This is a genomic window from Streptomyces sp. NPDC087901 (genome assembly GCF_044742205.1).
GTDB lineage: Bacteria > Actinomycetota > Actinomycetes > Streptomycetales > Streptomycetaceae > Streptomyces.
The window spans coordinates 1-21,727 of sequence record NZ_JBIUUC010000034.1 but is presented as its reverse complement, the minus strand read 5'-3'; the positions used below and the strand labels follow the sequence as shown (position 1 = coordinate 21,727).

Sequence of the window (21,727 nt, the reverse complement as noted above, 5' to 3'; positions counted from 1 at the left end):
GACGCGAAGGCGAAGCCGGCCCGCCCCGGACCTGATCGGCCGCGACTTCCACGCCGAGCACCCCGGCACCAAGCTGGTCGGCGACATCACCTACCTTCCGACGGCCGAGGGCTGGCTCTACCTCGCCTGCTGGCTGGACCTGGCCACCCGCGAGGTCGTCGGCTACGCGATGGCCGCCCACCACCGCGCCGAGCTCATCGTGGACGCCCTCGACATGGCCCACGGCCGAGGCGGCCTGGAGCCCGGATGCGTGGTCCACAGTGATCGCGGAAGCGAGTACACGTCGACTCAATTCCGCGATCAAATAATGGAGTTGGGGCTACGGCAGAGCTGCGGACGCACCGGCTCGTGTTTCGACAACGCCGCAGCAGAGAGTTTCTGGGCCCTACTCAAGGAAGAGATCGGAACCCGGACCTGGCCCGACCGGGCCACCACCCGCGCCGAAGTCTTCAACTTCATCGAGACCTTCTACAGCCGCCGCCTGCGCAAGCACCGGACGTTCGGCTACCTCACCCCGGCCGAGACCAGGCAACGGCATCAGCACGCCCTCGCGGCATAGCGAACGAGTGTCCAGGATCACGGGGAAACTTCATGCGTTCACTCACCCCGCCACCCCAACAGAACACCGACAGCAGACCAGCAGATTCCCTCCTCGCTCACACCATCTCAGGCGACCACAGACCACTCAAAGAGTCACGAACCGCCCTCTCAGACCCCGGCGGCCATTCGCCGGACCGGAGCCAAACGGCTGGAGACCTGGCGGCGTAACCGCAAGGTCCGCAGCGCTGCCCAGCTGGCCGAGACGGCCCTGGCGGCCGCCGAGCGCCAGGACACCAGCGTGAGCGGAGAGAAGCCGACGGCCCAGCTCGTTCACATTCTGGCCAGGGAGGTGATGCGTCTCAACGAACAGCTCGCCGAGATAGACAAGCTCATCGAGGCCCGGTTTCGCGAGCACAATCACACAGAATTGATCGCCAGCATGCCCGGGAGCGGCTCCCTGCTGGGCGCCGAATTCCTTGCTGCCACCAGCGGGAACATGACGGCCTTCGGCACTCCGGACCGCCTTGCTGGCTTCGCTGGCGTCGCGCCGGCACCCCGGGATTCTGGCAAGATCAGCAGGAATCTGCACCGGCCCGAGAGATACAGCCGCGGTCTTCTATACCTCGGCGTTGATCAGCATTCGCTGCTGCGACGAGTCCCGCCGCTTTTACGACCGCAAGCGCGCCGAGGGCAAGCGGCAGCGGCACACCCAGGCTGTCCTCGCCCCCATTCGAAGGCGCGTCAACGTTCTGTGGGCCCTGCTGCGTGACGGACGGTGCTACTAGCCGATAACAACACCCGTCACGGCATCTGCTTGACAACGAGGTGAGGAATCGTACGTGGTCAGTGAACGCAGCACGGGCTTTCCAACGTGGTCGTTCGCTGCATGACGCGATCGACAACGACGCCGGCCGTGCGCCCTCGGTGCTGTGATAGATCGAGTGAGCCTTTCAAGATCTCAAGGACCCATTCGATGTCCTGCTGACGCCTCCCGCCAGAAAATCTCCAGATCACCGACAAGGTCATGGGCGGCATGGCTGAGTGGCAGAGGCAGCCCTTGCGCCGTCTATGGGCGAGGGAGTACACCCGCTTTGCTAGTAGTGCTTGGTCATGTTGGTGCGGGGTCTGGCATATCGCGGTGAGAGGTGGGGCAGGCGCCGGTCCAGGTCGCGAGGAGTGTCTGCAGTTCGCGGACGACTCGGTAGAGGCTCAGACCGGCGCTGTCTCTGGGGGATCGGTTCAGTCGCTGCAGGGTGCAGAAGGCGTGGGCGACTGAGGCGAGGGTGACGTGGTGGTGCCAGCTGGCCAGGTTCGGCCTTCGAAGTGGGCCAGGCCGAGGGCCTGTTTCATCTCGCGGTAGTCGTTCTCGATGCGCCAGCGGCGTTTCGCGGGGGCACGAGGACGGGCAGCGGGGTGGATGCGGGCAGGTTGGAGAGCCAGAACTGCACGGGCTCGTCCTGGTCGGCTGGCCATTCGGCCAGCAGCCAGCGGACCGGAAGCTCGGTGCCTGCTGTGCCTTGCTGATCTCACGTCCGGCGGGCCGGATCCGCAGGGCCACGAACCGCGAGTACATGCGCTTGAATCCGCTGAGGCCGCTGCCCGTCCGTGATCCTTCCTCCACTGCACCGGCCGCGCGGAGGATTTGCCGGCCGCGATGACCAGGCTCTTCACCCGCTGGGCCAGCTCGGGTTGGGCAGAGACCGGCCGTCGCCATCGGCCTGTGTAGGCCCGGGTGCATGGCTGTGCGTCCTCGGGCTGCGCGGTGGTCGTGGTCGAGATGCCCACCACGTAGTCGAGACCGCGTTCTTCCAGGAGCCTGAAGGCGGCGGTGTCCCCGTAGGCGCCGTCGGCGATGACCTGGGGCACCTCAATGCCCCAGGACCGCGTCTCGTCGATCATGTCGAGGGCCAGCTGCCACTTCTCGACATGGCCTACCTCGGCGGGGATGGCGCACGCGTCACGGCGGGCCACCTTTACCGGATCAGCCTTGAGCAAGGCGGGATCCCAGCTCTCGGGCAGGAACAGACGCCAGTTCACCGCCGCCGAGGCACCGTCGGAAGCCAGGTGCAGCGCCACCCCGGCCTGCCAGTTGGTGACCTTGCCCGCGGTGCCGGTGTACTGCCGGGTCACGCAAGCCGACGCGTCTCCGTCCTCGAGGAACCCGGTGTCATCGATGACCAGCGCGGTGGGCTTGATGACCGGCTGCATGCGCCAGGTCAGCCGGGCCCGCACATGCGCCGCATCCCACGAGCTGGAGGTCACGAAATGGTCCAGGGCCTGCCGGTTCCCGTCCTCGCCCAGACGGGCAGCCATCGGCTCACCGACTTACGCCCGCCGTCCAGCAGCAGACCCCGCAGATACACCCCACCCCACCGACTCTGATCGGCCCGCGCGAACGGCTCGAACATCTCCGCCGCGAAGTCCTCCAGGTCACACCGCCCCGAAGCCAACTCCCCACTCAGCACAGCCGATCAACGACAGCACATGACCAAGCCCTACTAGGTACTGGCTGCGGGAGAGTCGCAGTCATTCGCTGCGCGCGAAGTCGACAGTTGCCTGATCCCTGGTTGCGTTGCCGACGTCCTGGTGTGTTCCGGGTCGGGCACTACTTGACCGAACCGGCCATCACTCCCTGCACGAAGTGGCGCTGGAAGGCGAAGAATACGGCGAGAGGAACGATCAGCGACAGAAATGCGCCCGGCGCCAATACATCGATGTTGCTCCCGAACTGTCGTATTTGTGACTGAAGTTCAACGGTCAGTGGCTGTGATGAGCTGTCAGCGAAGAGGAGAGCCACGAGCATGTCGTTCCAGACCCAGAGGAATTGGAAGATCGCGAGGCTCGCGATGGCGGGCCGGCTGACCGGAAGTACCAGCTGTATGAAGATGCGCCACTCGGTCCCACCGTCCATTCTGGCAGCCTCAAGCATCTCCTTGGGTATCTCGGCGAAGTAGTTGCGCAGCAGGTACACGGCGAAGGGCAGCCCGTATGCCACGTGGAAGAGCACTACTCCAGGAATCGTTCCGAAAAGTCCTAGCTGTCCGAAGAGTTTGGCAACTGGCAGCAGTCCGATTTGTACAGGTACTACGAGGAGCGCGACGACAAGCAGGAACACAGGCTCCCGCCATGGGAAGTCCAGCCAGGCGAATGCGTAGCCGGCGAGCGCGGCAAGAATCACGACGAGAACGGTGGTTGGCACCGAGATGAGCACGGTGTTCCAGAACGCCTGGGTCATGCCGGCGTTCTTCAGCAGCGCGGTGTAGTTGTCGAGCGACAGTTGCCCTGGGCCTGCGAGCGCGGTCCACCAGCCGCCCTTGGCGGTGTCCTGGGTCGAGCGCAGGGAGGAGATCATGAGCCCCGCGAGCGGTGTGAGCCAGATCAAGCCGATGAAGACGAGGAACGCCTGGACGAGTCCGCTGCCTAGATAGCGTCGAAAGGCGTTCATCGCTGACTCCTTCGGAAGCGCCGGAGGTTGAAGATCATTGCGGGGACCACTAGTAGCAGCAGCAGTACGCCGAGGGCGCTGCCGAGGCCTTGGTTGTTGCCTCCGCCGAAGGACACCAGCCACATCTGTGTGGCAAGCACGGTGGCATCTTCCTGCACTGGGCCAGGCGCGATGATGTAGACGAGGTCGAAGACTTTCATCACGTTGATGACGAGCGTGATGAAGACGACGGTCAGTACTGGTGCCAGCAGGGGGACGGTGATCCGGCGGAAGATCTGCCATTCGCTTGCGCCGTCCATGCGCGCCGCTTCGAGAGCGTCCCGGGGCAGTGTCGACAGTCCGGCGCCGATGAGCACCATGGAGAAGCCGGTCCAGATCCATAGGTAGGCGCCGATGATGGCGGGCGTGACGAGGGTCGGGCCCAGCCAGGAGACTCCGTCGTAGGGCGCTGCGAAGTTCGATGCCGGCAGACGCAGCGTGTATTCACCGGAGGCTATTCCCGTCAGGTGAAATGAGCCATCGGGCGCGGTGGCCGTTGTGGCGACCGTTCGGCCGTCACGCACGGCTTCGATGGCCATGTGCGGCAGTCCGCTTTCGGTCCGGTCGACTTTTCCCTGCGCGCCTCCTCCGCCGGGGGCGAAGTCCAGGTAGACCACTCCATACAGCTCATCGGGGGCGGCCTTCCTCAGCGCTGCCGCTCCTGCGGGCGCCGCCTCGGAGGGCAGGTCCTTCGGGAGAACACCGACCATGCCTAGCGCGGCGAAGTCTCCCGGCGACACCTTCGCGGTCGTCTTGTATGAGCCGTCCTTTTGACCGGTTAGGCCATAGCCATCGCGAGCCCGGGCCTCCGGATAGGGCGAGGTGTCGGTGAAGGCATCGTGCAGGGAGACGGCAGCCGCGTTCAGGACGCCCTTGTCGGGGTCTTCGTCATATGCCAAGCGGAAGATGATGCCTGCGGCGAGAAAGGACACGGCCATGGGCATGAACAGGAGCAGCTTGAAGGCGGTAGCCCAGCGGACCTTCTCCACCAGTACGGCGAGGATCAGACCGAGCCCCGTCAGCAGGGTGGGAGCCACGATCACCCAGATCACCGTGTTGCGCACGGCTTTGAGTGTTGCCGGGTCGCGGAACATCTCGGTGTAGTTGTCCACGCCCACGAAGCCCGTGCCAGGGGCATCGAAGAAGCTGCGGCCGATCGAGAAGAGAACGGGGTAGACGACGAGCGCGCCGAGAAGGAGCAGCGCGGGCAGGGCGAATATCAGGGCAATGATGCGTCCCTTCCGCCGCGCCGACTGTCGGACGGCAGAGGTGTGCGATGAGTTCACTGTTCGCTTGTCCTCTGGCAGTGTGGCGGTCATGGCCGGTCAGTCCTGGTACGCCTTGGCTGCCGCAGCCTCGATGCGTGCAGCGGTGGCCTTCGGGTCAGTCGGGTTGCGCAGGAAGTCCTGCAGGAGCTTCCATTCGCCCACGCCCTTGGTACCGCCGAATGCTGCGGGGGCCTGGTCCGACATGTCGAAGCGAACGGATTCGCCTGCATCGACGAGGGACTTGGCGGTGGCCCGGGTTACGTCGTCGCCGTAGGTGGAGAGGTCGAGCTTTTCATTCGGGGACAGGAAGCCACCCTCCTTCGCCCACACGGCTGCTGCCTCAGGCGTCGCGAGGTACTCCACGAGGCTCATGGCGGCCTTCTGGTGCTTGCTGTCCTTGAGGACGACAGCCGCGTCACCGCCGCTGACCACCGGGGCCGGCCCGCCGTCGACAGCGGGGAACGGGAAGAAGTTGGCGTCCTTGCCGATGGTCCTGTCGAACTGGTCCTTGGCGACGCCTGCTACGAAGTCGCCTTCGTAAACCATGGCGGCTGCGGGCTTGGGTCCGAAGACCTGCTCGACAGAACTGGGGAAGTCAGTGTTGAGTGCTCCCTTCTGGCCTCCGGCTATGAGCTGTTCGTTCTTGAAAAGCTTGCTTAGGGTGGTTAGGGCCCTCACGACGGTCTCGTCGGTCCACTTGATGCGGTGCGTGGCGAGGGCGTCGTAGTTCTCGGCTCCCGCCTGGGAGAGGTAGATGTTTTCGAACCAGTCGGTGAGGGTCCAACCGTCCTGACCTGCCACGGAGAAGGGGGCCAGTCCGGAGTCGGATACAGTTTGTCCCGTCTTCAGCATCTGGTCATACGTCTTGGGGGGCTTGACGCCGGCCTGGGTGAGGGCATCGGGGCTGTACCAGACGGTGGACTTGTGGGCTGCCTTGAAGTAGAGGCCGTAGAGGGTGTTGTCGACACTGCCATATGTCTTCCACACGGTGGCGTAGTCGGAGTCCACGGACTTTGCAGCGGTCTTGGAGAGCGGTTCGAGCCAGCCTCTCTTCGCGAACTGCTGCAGTACGCCGACCTGGGGGACGAGAACCACGTCGGGGGCGTCCCCGCCTTCGATCTTGCTGCCGACGACGGTGGAGACGTTGTCTCCGGTGGATACGAAGCGGGTCTTGGCTCCGGTTGTCTGGGTAAAGGCGTCCAGGACCTTCTGGAAGTTCTTCTGTTCGCTGCCTGACCAGACGCCGGCCACGGTGACGGTCTGGCCGTTGAGGGCCTTGCCCTCGTCGCCGGTATTGACCGTGCCTCCGCCGCAGGCGGTCGCTCCCAACATGAGAGTGAGCGATATGCAGCCGGTGGTCAGGAGGGTGTGTCGTTGCATCATCGTTGATGTCCTTGGAGGGGTGGGAGGGGGTGGGAGTGTGACGTTTGAGGTGTGACTACTCACAGATTTGTGTCGCCGCTGATCCACCAGGCGGCGGTTGAGCCAGGCAGGATTCCGGCGGGGCAGGGGCCGCTAGACAGCAGGGGGGCTCCGGAAGCCGGCGCGGACGCGGGCGCAGTGCCGAAGTTGACCGCGCAGACGAGGCCGTCACCGCGTTCGAAGGCCAGCACGCCGGGTGGGCTGTCGAGCCATCGCAGCGTTCCCTCGCCGAGTTGGGGTAGTGAGGAGCGCAGTTGCAGGCCGTCTCGGTAGAGGTGCCAGAAGGATTGGGTGTCTGCAAGGGCTCGGTCGGTGGCGTGCTCGGCGAACCACTCTGGCTGCGGCAGCCATGGTTTGGCGCTCTCGACACCGGAGGTGAATCCGAAGGGGGATGCCTGACCCGACCAGGGCAGCGGTACGCGGCACCCGTCGCGGATGCGGTCGCGGCTTCCTGTGCGGTGGAAGATCGGGTCGGTCAGAACGCTGTCGGGCAGGTCGACGACTTCGGGTAGGCCGAGCTCTTCACCTTGGTAGATGTATGCGGCGCCAGGCAGGGCCAGTAGGAGAAGGGCAGCTGCTCGGGCGCGGGCGGCACCGAGTCCGCTGCCCTCGGGAGCCGGTTCTCCGTAGCGTGTGACGGTGCGGACCTGGTCGTGGTTGTTGAGCACCCACGTGACGGTGGAGCCTGTGTCGGCGATGTCCTGCATGGCCTCGGAGATGACCTTGCGGAAGGCGTCGGAGTCCCAGGGGGCGCTGAGGAGGTCGAAGAAGAATGCCTGGTGGAGTTCATCCGAACGCACGTATTTCGCGTGTTCACGGGCTGTGGGTACGGAGACTTCGCCGACAAGGAGGCGTTCGTGCCCGTCGCGGGCGGTGTATTCCTCGCACACGGCCCGCCAGTTACGCCAGACGTCGTGCACTTCGGGCTGGTTCCAGGCGAGAGGGTTGACCGAATCGCGGGTGCGGGCGTCAGCCTCGGGGTCCGGTGAATCGGGCAGGTCGGGGTGTTTGAAGAGGCCGGCGGCTACGTCGATGCGGAAGCCGTCGACGCCCCGGTCGAGCCAGAAGCGCAGAGTCTGGTCGAAGTGGTTGACGACCTCGGAATGGTGCCAGTTCCAGTCGGGTTGTTCCGGCGTGAACATGTGCAGGTACCACTGACCGGGGGTGCCGTCGGTCTCAGTGACACGGGTCCAGGCCGGTCCTCCGAACATGGCGTGCCAGTTGTTGGGAGGCAGTGAGCCGTCTGTTCCTCGGCCCTCGGCAAAGTGGAAGCGGGCTCGAGCTGGGCTACCGGGGCTGTCGGCGAGCGCGTCGCGGAACCACGGGTGCTCGCTTGAGCAGTGGTTGGGGACGATGTCGAGAAGCACCTTGATGCCGAGCCGCCTCGCGGAAGCCGCCAGCCGGTCGAATTCCGCGAGGTCGCCGAAGGTCGGGTCGACGTCGCAGTAGTCGGCCACATCGTATCCGTGGTCGTGTTGCGGTGAGGGGTAGAAGGGGCTCAACCAGATGCCATCGATGCCGAGCTTCTTCAGGTAGGGAAGGCCGGCTTGAACGCCTGCCAGGTCTCCTATGCCGTCACCGGTGCTGTCCAAAAAACTGCGGACGTACACCTGGTATATCACTGCGTCGCGCCACCAGCGGTGGGCGTCAATGCGCTTGGGACTCACCCCGTTGCCTGTCTCTGCGTCGTTACGGTTATGCATGCATGTTAGGTAGGAGTGTCGCAGAGGTGTCAATGACGTGACACAAAATCGCGCGAATTTGTAGACTCAAAAGGGGGCGAAGCGGGCAAACGAGTCGACAGATAGCAACCCCACTACCTAACATGAAGGTATAGGGTCCCTTGAAACGTTAGCGGGGAGGGATTGCTGAGAGCTCGTACGCCAACCGACGCACCGCCGCGGAGGGTGACTCGTGCCCGCTCATCGCGTCGTGCACAACGGCCTGGACCACCAGGCTGACCTGGTCATAACGGGAACTCTTCGGCCGCGGGACCGCCGTCATGAGACTGGCACGCAACGTCGACAGGTAAGGGAACTGCTGCGCCAGCTCGGGATCTTCGTAGAGAGCAGCGCGCACGGGTGGCAGGGCTCCCCGTTCAAGGACTTGGCGCTGGACCGGTTCGCTGGTGAGGTAGGTGATCAGGCGTGCGGCGGAACCGGCGTGCCGGGCATGCGCGCTGACAGCCAGGTTGGAGCCTCCGAGCACGCTGGTGCCCGCCCCGTGCGGCCCGGGCAAGGGCACCACGCCGACCTTGTCAGCGAGCGCTGACGTCCGGGCCGAGGCTGCCACGTACGCATAGGGCCAGTTGCGCAGGAAGAGCAGACTGCCGTCCTGGAAGGCCTGCCTGGACTCCTCCTCCTTGTACGTGAGCGCCTTCTTCGGAATCCAGCCCTCTTGTACACCCCGCACCAGGAAGCCGATACCCTCCTGTGCCGCTGGAGAGCCGACGGTTACGAGCTCGCCCTCGTCGTCCAGGATCGTGCCGCCCGCGGAGTAGATCGCCTCAGCAGCATTCACCGTCAGTCCCTCATACGGCAGGAACTGGCCCGCGTAACCGTCCATCCCGTACTTCGGGGCAATGAATTCGGCAGCCCGCTCCAGGTCGGCCCACGTCCGCGGCGGAGAGACACTCTCCTTGGCGAGAATGTCCTTGCGGTACAGCAGGAGCCCAGCATTCGTCACGTAAGGGACGGCGTACAACCGTCCGTCGTAGGTGGCAGTTGCAACGACTGGCGCCAGGAAACTTTTCAGCGGGAAGCGGTCACGCGGCAGCGGACGGATCCAGCCGGCGGCGGCAAACTCCGATGTCCAGTTGACGTCGATATTGAGGATGTCGAATCGGCCGCGTACGCCGTCACGCAGATCGGTAATCATCTGCGCGTGCGTCTCATCCGCAGAGTCAGGAAGTTCAACGAGAGTGACGTGTTCACCTGGGTGAGTGCGGTTCCAGCCCTCCAGCAGGGGTCGCAGATAACCCGTGAGGTCTTTCGCCGTAGCCATGGTGAGCGGGCCCCGGTCGGCCAGCTGCTCATCGTACCCGGACTGGGAGGCCACACAACCAGCGGCGAGAACCGCAAGGATGAAGAGGCTCCTACGCGCGGCATGCATCCACCGCATAGGTTCCTCCCTGCGCACCGCCACGACCGTCGAGCGCCGTCGCTCGAGCCAATGGCCATGTATACCGGTTAGCGATAGGCGATACTAGGGCCTTCGGAAGAAAGATCCCAGCCGGCCGTCGCGGTCACCGAGTCCGCGGCAGCCCACACGGAGCGAGGTGGAGAGCAGTAGTGCGGCTGCCCCTCCTTGCCCTGCTGGCACGCAGACCAGCCCACGGCTACGAACTCAAACAGGACCTTGAGCAACTCTTGGGGGCTGCATACCCTCAGCCGAACGTCGGCCAGATCTACGTCACCCTTGGCCGTCTGGAGAAGACGGGCCTGATCGAGGGTGAGGAAGTTGAGCAATCCAGTCGGCCCAACAAGAAGATTTATCACCTCACCGATGCCGGGCGGGAAGCGCTGGCCGTCTGGTACGAAGAGTCTACGGACGAACCACGGGTCAGGGACGAGTTCTTCATGAAACTCGCGCTGGCCCCTCGTACCGGCCTCGCCGATCAGATCGCCCTCATCAATAGGCAACGACGTCACTACCTCAACACGATGCGCAGCCTCTCGAAGCTCGCCTCAACGGAGAACCGCGACAACCGAATCTCATATCTGTTGATCGAGGGCGCGATGCTGCATCTGCAGGCCGACCTCGACTGGCTGGAACGCTGCCAGGAAGAGCTAGAGGAGTTGGAATGAGCGACGGTGACGCCCCTGCTCCCCTGCTGCGGGCCGAAGGGCTGATGAAGACACACCACGGGGAGGGAGCTCCGGTCCACGCCGTCCGCGACGTCACCTTGTCCGTACAGCGGGGCGAGTTCGTCTCCATATCCGGGCCGTCCGGAGCCGGGAAGTCGACGCTCCTGCACCTTCTCGGTGGCCTGCAGCGACCGGACAGCGGCAGCATCTGGCTTGACGGCGAACGGACCGACACGTACTCGGAGGCACGCTGGGCCGTGCAGCGCCGTAAGCGCATAGGCATCGTTTTCCAGTTCTTCAACCTGGTGTCAGGCCTGTCGGTCGCCGACAACGTGGAGCTGCCTGCACTGCTCGCTGGAGCCACGCCACGGCGGGCACGGGCCGAGCGGAAACACCTTCTCGATGAACTGAGCCTCGCCGGCAAGGAACGCAGCATGCCCGCCGAGTTGTCCGGTGGCGAGCAGCAACGTGTCGCCCTCGCCCGGGCCTTGGTCAACCAACCAGGCCTCCTGCTGGCCGACGAACCCTCCGGCAGTCTCGACAGCAAGGGCACGCGCGAAGTAATGCGGCTACTGTCGCGCTTCCATCAGCGTGGACAGACGATCCTGCTCGTCACCCACAATGCCCGGCTCGCAAGCACCACAGACCGCGTCATCAGTTTCTTCGACGGCCGCATCGTTGACGACGCAAAACTGGAAGGCACGCCTTCGCGCCGCGCGGGCATATCGGGCGTGCTGGAACTGAGGGACTGACACATGCGAGCCACGTTGCGCTGGACGCTTGCCGATCTGCGGAGGCATCGCGGCGAGGCTCTGTTCATCACGCTCGCCACCCTCGGCATCGTCTCCTCCCTACTGCTGGCCACCGCACTTTTCGCCTATGCGACCAGCCCTTGGCAGCGCGTATTCACACAGACCCATGGTGCACACGTGTGGATTCACACCAGCTTTTCCGCTGATGCGCGGAAGCTGACGGCCCTGGACGGCATCGAGTCCGTCGCCGGTCCCTATCCGACCGAGTCGGCCACCGTCACCGCGCATGGAAGACGCGCTTCTGTCGAGCTGCGCGGCACCCCCCAAGCGCTGCCCGTCAGCCCGCCCCTACTCACTGCGGGACGCTGGCTCGAAGAGTCCGACCCCGACGGTGTTGTTCTGGAGAGCACCCTGGCCCGCGCCCTGCTGGCCGAACCGGGAAATGCCCTAGCCCTGGCCGGAACAGATCGCACGGTAGTGGTCGTGGGCATCGCCGACAGCACCGAACCCCGCTACTCCCCCGGTGAGCTGGCAGGTACCGTCTGGGCACTCCCGTCGGTCGTGCGCGCTCCGGACAGCCGTGTGATCGGTTTGCGACTGACCGACCCGGCCGACACCGACTACGTCATCCAACGTGCCGTCACCGCACTGGGGGCAGGGACGATCAGCAAGGTTTCCACGTGGCAGCAGGCCCGGGCGCAGGCGCAGGGCGACAGCAGGCTGCTCGGTCAAGTGCTGGCCCTGTTCGGCCTCGGCGCGCTGGCTGCGGCCGGGTTTTCCGTGCACGGGACGATCAGCATCCGCATCCGCGGTCATCTGAGAGACATCTCGGTACTCAAAGCAATCGGATTCACACCCGGCCAGGTCATCCGAATTTTTCTTTTCCAGCACGGCACCTACGCGGTGTTGGGTGCTATATCCGGAGTGGCGCTGACGCAAGAGCTGGGCAGTCGGATCCCCGGACAGCTCGGGGACGCCATCCGGATGTCCCAAGGGCTTCCCGCCCACACCACAGCCCTGTTCGCGGTACCGGTGAGCGTGGTGGTGTTCATCGGCGCGACCACCACGCTGGCAGCCTGGCGGACCGGACGAGTGCCCTCGGTTCCGGTGCTGCGCCCCATCGCTCCGCACAACGGACGGCTGTCTGCCATTGGACGCCGGACAATCGGTCTAGGCGTGCCTCCGGCACTCATCCTCGGCTGGCACAGGGCATTCGCCCGTCACATCCGCTCACTGGCCCCCATCGCCCGACTCGCTCTGCCGGTGCTGCTCATGATGGTCGCGCTGAGCGCTTGGACCACCCTCGATCGCTTCCAAACGAACGAGGCGGCAGGCCTGGCCCCCGCGCTCACGGTGCGTGCCAGCGGCAGTTACGACGAGGCGGCGATGCGCTCCTTGCTGAAGCATGACGCACGCATCGCCGCTGTATACCCCGGCACAGACCTCGCGGCTCTGGTGCCGGGGCAAACCTCCACCGTCGTACTCCGAGGGATGGGCAGTCGCAAAGATCCATACCCGTACACCGTCGCGGCGGGCCGCCCGGCGCGCGGTATGGACGAGGCAGTCGCGGGCCAGGGACTCCTGGATCTGCTGCACATACGCATCGGCGACTGGGTGCGCGTGACCGTCGGCGGCCAGCCACAGATCCTGCACATCGTGGGCCGCAGCATCGAGCCGGACAACCGGGGCCGAGTCATCTCCGCGTCCCTCGACACTCTGATGGACAACGATCCGCGCTTGAGTGCCAGTCTCTACCGATTGAGCCTTCGCGCCGGCGCGACCCCCGGGACGGTCGCAGCAGATCTGTCCAAGGCTGCCGGCGGACAACTCGACGTGTACATCATGACGAACCTCTCAAACGGCCTCATGCCGCTGCGCGCAGTCGTCGTCGCGCTCCTCGTCGTCCTCGCATGCGTCGGACTCATCGAGCTGCTGACTGTAATCGGCGGCCATCTGGCTGAGGGGCAACGAGACGTGCTCGCTTTCAAGGCCATTGGCCTGACCCCTCATCAGGTTGCCGCAATCACAGTCGCAGCCACAGGATTCAACGCTGTCCTCGCGGTTCTTGTCGGTATAGCACTAGGCCTGCCTTTTGCGCGGTGGCTCATTGATATGCAGGGCCGTTCCAGCGGGATCGGAGCCGGGATAGCGCAGGGTCCGTCGACAGCGCTCCTGCTGCTCTTTTCCGCGACAGCAGTTCTTGGCTCACTCGCATGTGCCTGCCTTCCCGCACTGCGGGCGCTACGCCACCACCCGGATGATGCCTCAAGCGCCTCAGTCCACTCCTGGTGAGCGAGGCGTTGGGGTCAGGATGGCAGCATGGGCCGTGGGGATCTGACGAATGCGGAGTCTGCGCCGCGACGCGCTTCCGGCCTCGATACAGCTGATCAAACTCGGCACCGAGGGTACAGACGGTCGCGCCATCGCGGCAGGGGGCCGCTGCCCGACGAGGGTGCGACCGCGTGCGGACCGCCTCCAGAGATGGAGGCGGTCCGCAGTGGGTGGGGCGGACGTCGGTGCGGCGTGGTTGGCAGCCCGGAACTTCGCGGTCTGTTTGGCCCACGCCGGGGCACTCGGATCCCCCCGGCCCGGCCTGTTGGCGTTTCCGGAAGTTGTTCGAGGAGTGGTCCGAACGCGATCGATGCCGGAGGCGGGTGCAGGGCGGTCGTCGACCTGATGTTTCGGGGTGGTTCGGGTGCGTGAGGCGTTTCTGGACTGTGGGCGGGCGTGCGTGATCCCGGCGCGTGGTGCTGGGGTCTCAGATGATCTCGCGGATCTCCGGCCCTGTGGGCGGCGGCAGCCCGGCCGCGGCGGGGGCGTGGATGCCGGTCCAGCGAACGCGGTGCCTCCGTGGGAGGTGCCTGTCGTTTGTGTTCGGGTGGTCTGGTCCCAGCTGAAGAGGATGTGCAGGTTGATGCTGCAGATCATCAGCGCGAGGAGGATGGTCTGCGCGACCCGCCCGTGAGCGAGCCGCTTCGTGGGGTCGGAGATGTCGATGCCGTGGCTCTTGGCCCTTCCGTTGAGTCCTTCGATGTTCGCTCGCTCGGGCCGGTAGGCGTCCTGCCAAGTGGGGTGAAGGTAGTACCGGTCCTGGCGGAATTTGTCGAGCTTGCCGAGCTCACCCGGGCGGACGGTGATCGTGGCGCTCAACGACTGCATCGGCGATGTGGCCTGCTACGGCCCGTACGACGACTCACCAGAAGGTACTGGGCTCGTCCTGTCCATCACCGATTACGACCGCTTCACCGCCGCTTGCCCGCGAGCGGCCCAGACCGTTCTGGACATCGTCGCCGACCAGGCCCGCCATGCGTCGGTACTTCAGCGCCGCTTCTTCAGCCTGCTCCACAGCAACGGCCCGGACATCCGGTTCGAGCCGGTCGGAGCCATGCCCGTCATGTGGAACAGAGACGAATGGGCTGACGCCAACCGTCGGTGAGAACGCGGGGGTGCATCAGGGCACGTCTAACCGCTGCGGGGCTTTCATCCTCTGGCGATGGACTTCCAGGCGGCAGTGACACACTCTTCCTCCCAGTGCACCATCCCTTGGCCTCAACGTGCCCCAAGAGCTTGTGGAACTGCGGCAGATGCACCTCCGGCGGGACATCCAGAGCCACCATCCGGTACTGCTCGATGCCCTCACCGGTCGTACCGAGGCCGTGGAAGATCTCCAGCACGCTCTCCCGGGCAGCGGCCGAACCACCGTCCTTCAGCACGATCAGCCGGATCGTGCAGTTCTGCGAAGCCTGAACCGAATCCCCGGCCCAGCGAACGCCTTCATCGTCGACCTCCACTCGGATGATGTCGTGGCTGGCAACCCCGCGTACGAACCACGGAGTGTTGTCCAACCGCACCGTGCCGTCACCAATGTCCACCGCCCACAGACTCTCTACGCTCGCCGGCGGCCAGCCCCCTCGTCCATCGCCAGCGCGGAAATGGACCTTCCGTGGTTCTCGCTCGACGCCCGTCACCGCACCATCATCCATATCTCGTCCAAGCACTGCGATGTCCGGCAGCCGCTCCCGAGCTCTGGCGTACTGTGACTGGTCGCGGTAGATGACACCAGCGGAGCCCGCCGAGCGGGCGCGATGATCCCCGCCGCCTCGACTGGTGGCACCGTTTGGTCATCGTTGTTGGCACCTGCTCGGGTTGGTCGGCTGGCCTGTCGCCGGCGTTAAGCTATTTCCTCCAGCCAGGGACCTTGCTCAGCTCGATGCGCCTGACCGCGATGGCGCGAGCCACCCGGCCAAGTGGGTGCTGAGATTCGGTGGTGTCGGCGATCAGCCGCCGTGGAGCCCCCACTTGTCGAGGCCGCCGTACACGTGGGCTTCAAGGCATTGGGGAGCGTCCATGCCGAGGGCCTCGCCTCGGTAGAGGGCGATGAGCGAGTCCTTGCCCCGCCACCACGTGTCCGTTACGCCCTGCACTTCAGGCACCGGCTCGAAGCCGACGAGGTCCAACGACTCGACGGCCTTGCCCTTGATTCTTGTCACGGTCGTGGCCCAGCGACCGGCATGGGCGGCGAGCGCCAAGGACTCCACCCATCCGTCTGTGCTGGTATGCAGTGGTGTCCAGCGGTAGGCATCGATCCCGAATGCGCCGTCGGAGCCGATCATGAATCCGTAGGCCATGGACACCCGACAGCTTCCCACCGGAAACGACCAGCCCTCAGCGGCCGAGTCCTCGGGGCAGTCGGCATCCAGGATGCGCGGACCGCCCTCGTAGAACGGGGCAGGGCGGCAGCGCAAGACCGCCCCAACGGCCCTGGAAGGCTGCGGCACTGTCAATTTCCACGGCCGGGACCCCGTGCTCGATCCACTTCGCCCGGTGCTGCCCGAGAGCCTGCCGAGGAACACGAACGCCGTCCACCTCGACGAACCTTCTGGCCCGATCGGTCAGGCCGGCAGGCGCGCCCGGGATGGGCGATATGGAAGGGGCGGCCGTCATGGTGCCGGAGTCTAACGGCGGTTCGGTCGCGCTTTGGGTGTCGGTCGTCGCGACCAGGTTCATCTAACGCGACCAGTCACACGTGCTTCGCACAGGTCCGGATCGCGCGGCCGCTGTCAGTGGCCTCTGTCAGCATTCCTCTGTCAGCACCATGATCGGCAGCGACCTTGGGCACTTGGGACGTCGGCCCCTTGACAACGACACAGCAGCGGATTTCTGCGACGACCTCGACGAGGCGGCCGCAGGCGAACGCGAGGGCATTGTTCGCAGCGCTCTCACGCGGGTGATCGACACCATGGACTACCTCGAAGCGCCTGAATCAGAGGTGGCCGTGACCGCGGCCGCCCTCGTCGCGGCGCATTGTCCCGGGGGTGAACCTGCTGATCCCGTCTACGGGCCGAAAGAGATCCTTCCTGATCTCACCGGCCTGTGCCATCTGGCACTTCAGGCCCTCGACCGGGTAATGACCGAGCCGTCCGAGCTGATGGAACTGTGGGCCGAGGCGGGTGGCGCCATCGTCGAGCTGTGACGGCATAGTGACCACTCAACCGGGCAAATCGCCACCAACTCAGTCCTCGCGCGCAAGCAGTGGGCTTCAAGATCACCCTTGCGACAGATCGAGGAATGGTCCTCTATCTCAGAGAGGGAGCGTTATGCCTAGTTCTTGCATCGCGGTGGAGGGGGGGCCTCCCTCGGAGCGCTCGGTCTTACGTCCCTTGCTTGCCGGGGCGAGAGTCCGCGGGTCGATGGCCTCAGCGGGCGCGCCGGTGGCATAAACGCCGTCGGCATCGGTATCCCTGTCATGCGGTAGGAGCCAGAAGACGCGTCTGCGAAAGGTCCCTGAGGAGCGTGACGGTCTGGCATTGGGGCCAAGGAGTGCGTAGCCGATCATGCGCCCATCTCGGTGGTAAGCGGGCCTAGCTCTGCGAGTTGGCAGCCGGTCGAGGCTCTGGCGTACGTAGTCGAGGTCGGTTGTGTCCTCGAGCCAGACGAGTTCGGTCTCGTGGCAGATCTCGTCCTCTGTGATGAGGGAGCTCACGTTGTCTCCTCGTCGGCAAGCAGTCCGATGCCCGGGTAGTACTTGCGCTGGTTGGACACTTTCATTTCCTTCGGCGATGAGAGTCCGACCAGCTCACGCACCCGGGTGGCGAAGGCTCGGGATGAGATGGCAGGTGCTCCTTCATTCTGGCACCAATCCTTATACGTGGCGTAGAGCCTGGTCTGTTCGGCTCGGTGCTCTGAGTTGAGAGCACAGCACTCCTCGAGGAAACGTCCGGTGTGGTCTTCAGTTTCTGCGTAGGCAGTGGTGGCGATGCGGACTCGTTGAGGGCCTGTGAGGTCTTTGTCGCCGGAGAGGTAGCGGCGTGCCCCCTCGATGAGCCAGTTGAGGATACCGGGGCCTTCCTCAGCAACAAGGATGTCGGCAAGGTTGTCGATCTTTCGGTCGTCGGAAACAACGCGTTCGAACGGGATCATCCTCATACGGCGCCAGAAGGCGAAACCGCCGGTGCCGACTTCGGGACGGTGGTTGCCCAGTAGCCAGAGTTTGTGGGTGGGAGCGAAGCTGAAGAAGTCCTGCCGCATTCGGCGGGCTTTGATGCGGTCCCCACCGGTCAGGAGTTTGACCCGAGCCTCGTCGAACTTGTCACCCGGTTTCACCTCGGAGCACACGATGACGCGTCGGCCGTGCAGCTCGGCAAGGTCGGTGGGATGACCCTCGTAGGGGCGGGCCATGAGGAAGCCGGGAGGGGCCGCGTCAGCGTAGTCGCCCAACAACTTCATCAGCACATCAAGGAGGACGGACTTACCGTTCTTGCCGGATCCGAACAGGAACGGCATCACCTGTGCGCCTACATCGCCAGTGATCGAATATCCCAACAGCAGGTGCAGGAAGCCGATCATCTCCTTGCCTTCCGCGTCGTCGCCGAAGGTATCGGAAAGGAAGCGGTCCCAACGCGGGGTAGGGCTTTGCGTCGGTCCTGTCGAAGTCGAGCGGGAGTGAAAGTCCTTGTTCGGGTCCGGCCTTCTTAGCAGGCCGGTGCGGAGATCGACCACGCCAGCAGGGGTGCACAGGACGTAGGCGTCAGCGTCCAGGAGCGAGGCGTTGAGGACCATGCCTGGGGCGGATCTGGCTTGTGTGAGCATGGCATTCATACCCGATGTGCTGAGGGCCCGGCGTCGATGCTGTTGCAGCGCTGCTGGACTGAAGACGCCCTGCGGGTCGCTGACGGCCAGGTTTTCTGCGAGGTCGCCGGCAGCCCAGACCACTGCGTCGTCCTCGTCCATCTGCCATCGGGTTGCGTCCCACCGGAACCAGCCCAGTCCAGGAACGTGGCGGTAATCGTTGGCGTACAGCCTCACGAACAGTTTAGCGTTGCCCCGGTCCGAAAGTGTGTCTGGCAGCAGGCCAGCGGCCGTGGCCGGATTGCCCTGCTCCGTTACCAAACGCATTCCGGCGGCCTGAGTAGGAAGCGTTGGTGCGTGAGCAAGGATCTGCGCCGCTACGGCCTGCGGATCGAAGTTGAACAGCAAGCCGTCGTCGCCAGCGGTGGATGTCACGAGCGCTTCCCCGGGTCCAAGGGATGTTGCATGCCGGCATTCATACCGCTGCGGATGATCTGCTCGATTCGACGCGTCTGGTTGGGACGGGCTGAATCCGCTACGTCCTGCAGCGCCTGGACAGCGGCTCTTTCCACAAGGTGCCCTGCTGCAACCAGCCCCCCTGCGGTGAAGGCGGCACGGTTGAGTTTGTCCGAGAATCCTGCGCCTTCAGCCACGGCTGAACAGGCGGCGATCTCGCCGAGAACAGTGGCCAGAGTGCGGCTGGCGCGGCCAGCGTCGCCCCCCGCCGCAATGACAGCCTGACGGGCGCGTGGAGGAACAGGCCTTGCAGCAGCAACACTTGGCGTCGGCAAGTGGCCTGTGCGCTCCAGTTCCTGGGCCAGCCACGCCGGCAGCGGCGCGGGTTCCCGCATTGTTCCGAGCGGGGTATACGTTCCAGCACTCGTTGTGGTGCCGGGGGCAATGATGTAGCCGCCGTGGGCACGGACATCTACCTGCCAGGCCAAGGCTCGGCCACCACTTGATCCGGCCGAGCACTGCCAGCGTCGTGTGTCCGGGGCTCGATACCAGACGTGAACACCTCCTGACGGGGTCCTCACCCGCAAGGTGGACACGTCGTCAGCGGGACTTGCTACGCCATGCAGAGCGGCCAGGACGGCAAGAGTGTGGTAGCCGTTGGCCAGCCCTCGGAGGTCAACGCCCTCCGGCATCGAGATGCCCGGCAGAACCCGGTCCCGGTCCGGAAGCGACTGCTGATGGGCGTCGACATCAATTACTACCAGTCCCGCGGGGCCGCACGCGATGCCCACACCGAAGTCGGGAGTGTGACTCCACCACTGGTCGATTCGTGCGCGGTCGAGTGTGGCTGCGTGAAAGCCATGGCACCAACGACCAGCTGCCCGACAGTCGCACCCGTGGTGGGAATGCCCTGCCTCACGGCAGCGGACGCAGTTTCCGGCTGGGGTCTTACGTCCAGGTGTCAACGGATGCACAGGCCACCCTCGGCTGGCGCACCACCTGGCCGTAGCCAGCATCACGGAGTCAGCGACTGCCCCTTGAGGGCCTGACTGTCTTGAGTCGCTGTGAAGAATGCGCAGCTCAGCAGGCATACGGTTCCCCTCTCAGCGACTGAAGCGACTCAACGATGAACACACACTAGCGAAGTGCGCGGCCAATGCGCGGGCGCCCCTGGAAACTGAGGGCCGCCGTGTCGAGGCAGGGCAGGCCAGCCAGCGACCGAACCGACGGGCAGCGACCCAACGAGCTTCAGTCGCTGCCCTTCAACGCACCGAACACTGCAGGTCAGAAGGCTTCCCGAAGAAGGAAAGCGACTGAAGCGACTGAAGTCTTCTATATATGATGCACACGCACACTCAGGGATGCCGTCATATATAGGCATCGTCAGTCGCTTCAGTCGCTGTTCTCTATGGAAGACGTCTCTGAGCTGCAGGTTTGATGTATCGCAAGGTAGCGACTGAGCGTGGCCCCGGCTGCTTGGCTTGAGTCGCTAAGGCAGGCCCCCGACTGGCGCAGCGACCGAAGACCCCCGCTGGCAGTGCAGGGACAGGCTCTTTTTCATGAAGTCCAGTCGCTTGCGTCGCTGTACCGACAGTCGCTGTTTGGCTCCTCTGGGGGCGGTGTGCGATGTAGCAGCACGTGACACCCACCCCGGACCACTTACCTCATGACGCCGACTCTCGATCACCGAGGCCCGTCCGAGGGAACACACTTGCCGGTGCAAGAATCGCGAATGCCGTGAACCCAAGGTGACTAGGGTGCGTCTACCCGGCAGGGGGTGTTTCGACGCTGGAGGCTTGGCGCGACCCCCACCAAGCCGTAACCGCGACCTTTCTGCTTATTGACCATGGGGGGCTCATGATCGATCGAAAGTGCAGACGTTCCGGCTGCCGCTTCCCTCGCGGGCGGACAATCGGGAAGACCGACCGTCTACGGCCACATTGCTCGCCTGAGTGCCTCCACTGGTCTCGCTGGGCCCGTTCCGTCGCGGCATGGGACGCTGGGCCCGCAGCGGAGGCGGAGGCCCAGGAGTTGCTGAAGGTCGCCGATGCTCTTGACCGGCGTCGGCGACCGAACGAGCCGGTACCGGAGTTCCTGGTGGAGCCCAACTTGTGCTGGACGTATGCCGTATCGGCTGTCTGACCAAAATGATGCCCACCGGAACTCTGGACCGTCGCGGCGGCCCAGACCGTCCCGACACGCGTCATGCAGGCCCTCCAGACCGTCGCAGATCAGCATGCCGACGTTGCCCACGCCGCGGTTCTTGATCGCGGTCAGGATCGACAGCAGTGGCTTGGCGCTCTCGCTGTGATCGCCGCCCCGCAGTCCGAGAATATGCCAGTCGTCCAACATGGAAACTGCAAGAGCAACATGGACCGGCCTGTTCGCCACGGCGTCATCCCTGAGACGGGCCTGGCGCCCATCTTGGGCCTAGGCCTTCAGCAAGCGGCGGGTCCGGTTCCCACGTAACGACGTTATCGGTCATCCGGCAGCCCCTGCTGGCGCGGACACTCATTGGAGGCAAACGGGCTTCACTGCGATCGCAGCGAAGCCCATGAAGTGTTCGGTCGTAGCGCCGATGAAGCCGGCTGCACTTACCTAGCGTTTCAGGGTGGGGTGGGTGGGTTGATGGTCAGTTTTGTGGCGGTGAGGCAGCCGTCGATGAGATGGGGGCGGAGCGGAATTCTGCGTACTTTTGCTGCGGAGCTTGCGGTCGAGATCGTCGGGTGTGGTGAAAGCGGTGTTGGCCATTGCTCTGCGCACGAGTGACCAGACGGCCTCGAAACCTGCCGCGCACGCGGATGGCGGGGGTGTGCCCGCGCCGGCCCCAGGTGCGGGGGGGGTGCCCCTATCTCTTTGGTCAAGGGTGCGGGTTGCTGGTGGGTGAGGATGTGGGCATGACGACCTGGTTCCGCACCTACTACGAAGACG

16 protein-coding genes and 3 pseudogenes are annotated in these 21,727 nt (G+C 64.8%); 7 read left to right on the top strand and 12 right to left on the bottom strand.

Annotated features, from left to right (window positions below):
* Both ACIOEW_RS40420 and ACIOEW_RS40415 read left to right on the top strand, forming a co-directional pair.
* On the top strand, positions 1 to 559 hold a 559-nt coding region (locus ACIOEW_RS40420), incomplete at its 5' end, for an IS3 family transposase (RefSeq protein ID WP_401970479.1).
* A 150-nt stretch (positions 560 to 709) separates the two neighbouring features.
* Positions 710 to 1,325 (top strand): annotated as a pseudogene (locus ACIOEW_RS40415) (transposase); the annotation flags it as partial.
* Between the two features lie 454 nt (positions 1,326 to 1,779).
* On the opposite strand, the gene ACIOEW_RS40410 reads toward ACIOEW_RS40415, so the two are convergent.
* The 6 genes from ACIOEW_RS40410 to ACIOEW_RS40385 all read right to left on the bottom strand — a co-directional run bounded on the left by ACIOEW_RS40410 (position 1,780) and on the right by ACIOEW_RS40385 (position 9,834).
* Positions 1,780 to 2,853 (bottom strand): IS701 family transposase, encoded by a 1,074-nt coding sequence (locus tag ACIOEW_RS40410; protein ID WP_401970476.1) that lies wholly within the window; start codon positions 2,851 to 2,853, stop codon positions 1,780 to 1,782.
* Positions 2,854 to 3,145: 292 nt separating this feature from the next.
* Positions 3,146 to 3,985 carry a carbohydrate ABC transporter permease gene (locus ACIOEW_RS40405; protein WP_401970474.1) on the bottom strand — a complete coding sequence of 280 codons (840 nt, stop codon included), beginning with the start codon at positions 3,983 to 3,985 and terminating at the stop codon, positions 3,146 to 3,148.
* Positions 3,982 to 5,343, bottom strand: a complete 1,362-nt coding sequence (locus tag ACIOEW_RS40400; RefSeq protein WP_401970471.1) for a carbohydrate ABC transporter permease — start codon at positions 5,341 to 5,343, stop codon at positions 3,982 to 3,984. Before ACIOEW_RS40400 ends, ACIOEW_RS40405 begins: the two co-directional genes overlap by 4 nt.
* A gap of 6 nt (positions 5,344 to 5,349) precedes the next feature.
* The gene (locus tag ACIOEW_RS40395; protein ID WP_401970469.1) at positions 5,350 to 6,675 is read right to left on the bottom strand and encodes an ABC transporter substrate-binding protein; all 1,326 of its coding nucleotides are present in this window, start codon (positions 6,673 to 6,675) and stop codon (positions 5,350 to 5,352) included.
* A gap of 59 nt (positions 6,676 to 6,734) precedes the next feature.
* Positions 6,735 to 8,417 carry a glycoside hydrolase family 13 protein gene (locus tag ACIOEW_RS40390; RefSeq protein WP_401970467.1) on the bottom strand — a complete coding sequence of 561 codons (1,683 nt, stop codon included), beginning with the start codon at positions 8,415 to 8,417 and terminating at the stop codon, positions 6,735 to 6,737.
* A gap of 148 nt (positions 8,418 to 8,565) precedes the next feature.
* Positions 8,566 to 9,834: an ABC transporter substrate-binding protein gene (locus ACIOEW_RS40385; protein WP_401970464.1), complete on the bottom strand. Its 1,269-nt coding sequence runs from the start codon at positions 9,832 to 9,834 to the stop codon at positions 8,566 to 8,568.
* A gap of 170 nt (positions 9,835 to 10,004) precedes the next feature.
* Here ACIOEW_RS40385 and ACIOEW_RS40380 point away from each other — a divergent pair, with 170 nt between their 5' ends.
* The 4 genes from ACIOEW_RS40380 to ACIOEW_RS40365 all read left to right on the top strand — a co-directional run bounded on the left by ACIOEW_RS40380 (position 10,005) and on the right by ACIOEW_RS40365 (position 14,708).
* Positions 10,005 to 10,520 carry a PadR family transcriptional regulator gene (locus ACIOEW_RS40380; RefSeq protein WP_401970461.1) on the top strand — a complete coding sequence of 172 codons (516 nt, stop codon included), beginning with the start codon at positions 10,005 to 10,007 and terminating at the stop codon, positions 10,518 to 10,520.
* Complete coding sequence (locus ACIOEW_RS40375) at positions 10,517 to 11,272, top strand: ABC transporter ATP-binding protein (protein WP_401970459.1); 756 nt, start codon at positions 10,517 to 10,519, stop codon at positions 11,270 to 11,272. Before ACIOEW_RS40380 ends, ACIOEW_RS40375 begins: the two co-directional genes overlap by 4 nt.
* Positions 11,273 to 11,275: 3 nt before the next feature.
* Positions 11,276 to 13,564 (top strand): FtsX-like permease family protein, encoded by a 2,289-nt coding sequence (locus tag ACIOEW_RS40370; RefSeq protein WP_401970456.1) that lies wholly within the window; start codon positions 11,276 to 11,278, stop codon positions 13,562 to 13,564.
* Positions 13,565 to 14,411: 847 nt separating this feature from the next.
* Positions 14,412 to 14,708, top strand: a complete 297-nt coding sequence (locus ACIOEW_RS40365; RefSeq protein WP_401970455.1) for a hypothetical protein — start codon at positions 14,412 to 14,414, stop codon at positions 14,706 to 14,708.
* On the opposite strand, the gene ACIOEW_RS40360 is transcribed toward ACIOEW_RS40365, so the two are convergent.
* Both ACIOEW_RS40360 and ACIOEW_RS40355 read right to left on the bottom strand, forming a co-directional pair.
* On the bottom strand, positions 14,665 to 15,144 hold the full coding sequence (locus tag ACIOEW_RS40360) for a DUF4265 domain-containing protein (protein WP_401970452.1): 480 nt from the start codon (positions 15,142 to 15,144) through the stop codon (positions 14,665 to 14,667). The genes ACIOEW_RS40365 and ACIOEW_RS40360 overlap by 44 nt on opposite strands.
* 405 nt (positions 15,145 to 15,549) lie before the next feature.
* Positions 15,550 to 16,216 (bottom strand): annotated as a pseudogene (locus ACIOEW_RS40355) (hypothetical protein).
* A 167-nt stretch (positions 16,217 to 16,383) separates the two neighbouring features.
* Here ACIOEW_RS40355 and ACIOEW_RS40350 point away from each other — a divergent pair.
* Positions 16,384 to 16,745 (top strand): annotated as a pseudogene (locus ACIOEW_RS40350) (DUF4259 domain-containing protein).
* A 108-nt stretch (positions 16,746 to 16,853) separates the two neighbouring features.
* Here ACIOEW_RS40350 and ACIOEW_RS40345 read toward each other — a convergent pair.
* From ACIOEW_RS40345 to ACIOEW_RS40330, 4 genes are all read right to left on the bottom strand, one after another.
* Positions 16,854 to 17,255, bottom strand: a complete 402-nt coding sequence (locus ACIOEW_RS40345; protein WP_401970450.1) for a DUF6009 family protein — start codon at positions 17,253 to 17,255, stop codon at positions 16,854 to 16,856.
* Complete coding sequence (locus tag ACIOEW_RS40340; protein ID WP_401970481.1) at positions 17,252 to 18,667, bottom strand: phage/plasmid primase, P4 family; 1,416 nt, start codon at positions 18,665 to 18,667, stop codon at positions 17,252 to 17,254. The genes ACIOEW_RS40345 and ACIOEW_RS40340 overlap by 4 nt, the downstream gene beginning before the upstream one ends.
* A 104-nt stretch (positions 18,668 to 18,771) precedes the next feature.
* Positions 18,772 to 19,812, bottom strand: a complete 1,041-nt coding sequence (locus ACIOEW_RS40335; protein WP_401970480.1) for a bifunctional DNA primase/polymerase — start codon at positions 19,810 to 19,812, stop codon at positions 18,772 to 18,774.
* A 913-nt stretch (positions 19,813 to 20,725) separates the two neighbouring features.
* Positions 20,726 to 21,187 carry a transposase gene (locus tag ACIOEW_RS40330; RefSeq protein WP_401970449.1) on the bottom strand — a complete coding sequence of 154 codons (462 nt, stop codon included), beginning with the start codon at positions 21,185 to 21,187 and terminating at the stop codon, positions 20,726 to 20,728.
* Between the last annotated feature and the right edge of the window lie 540 nt (positions 21,188 to 21,727).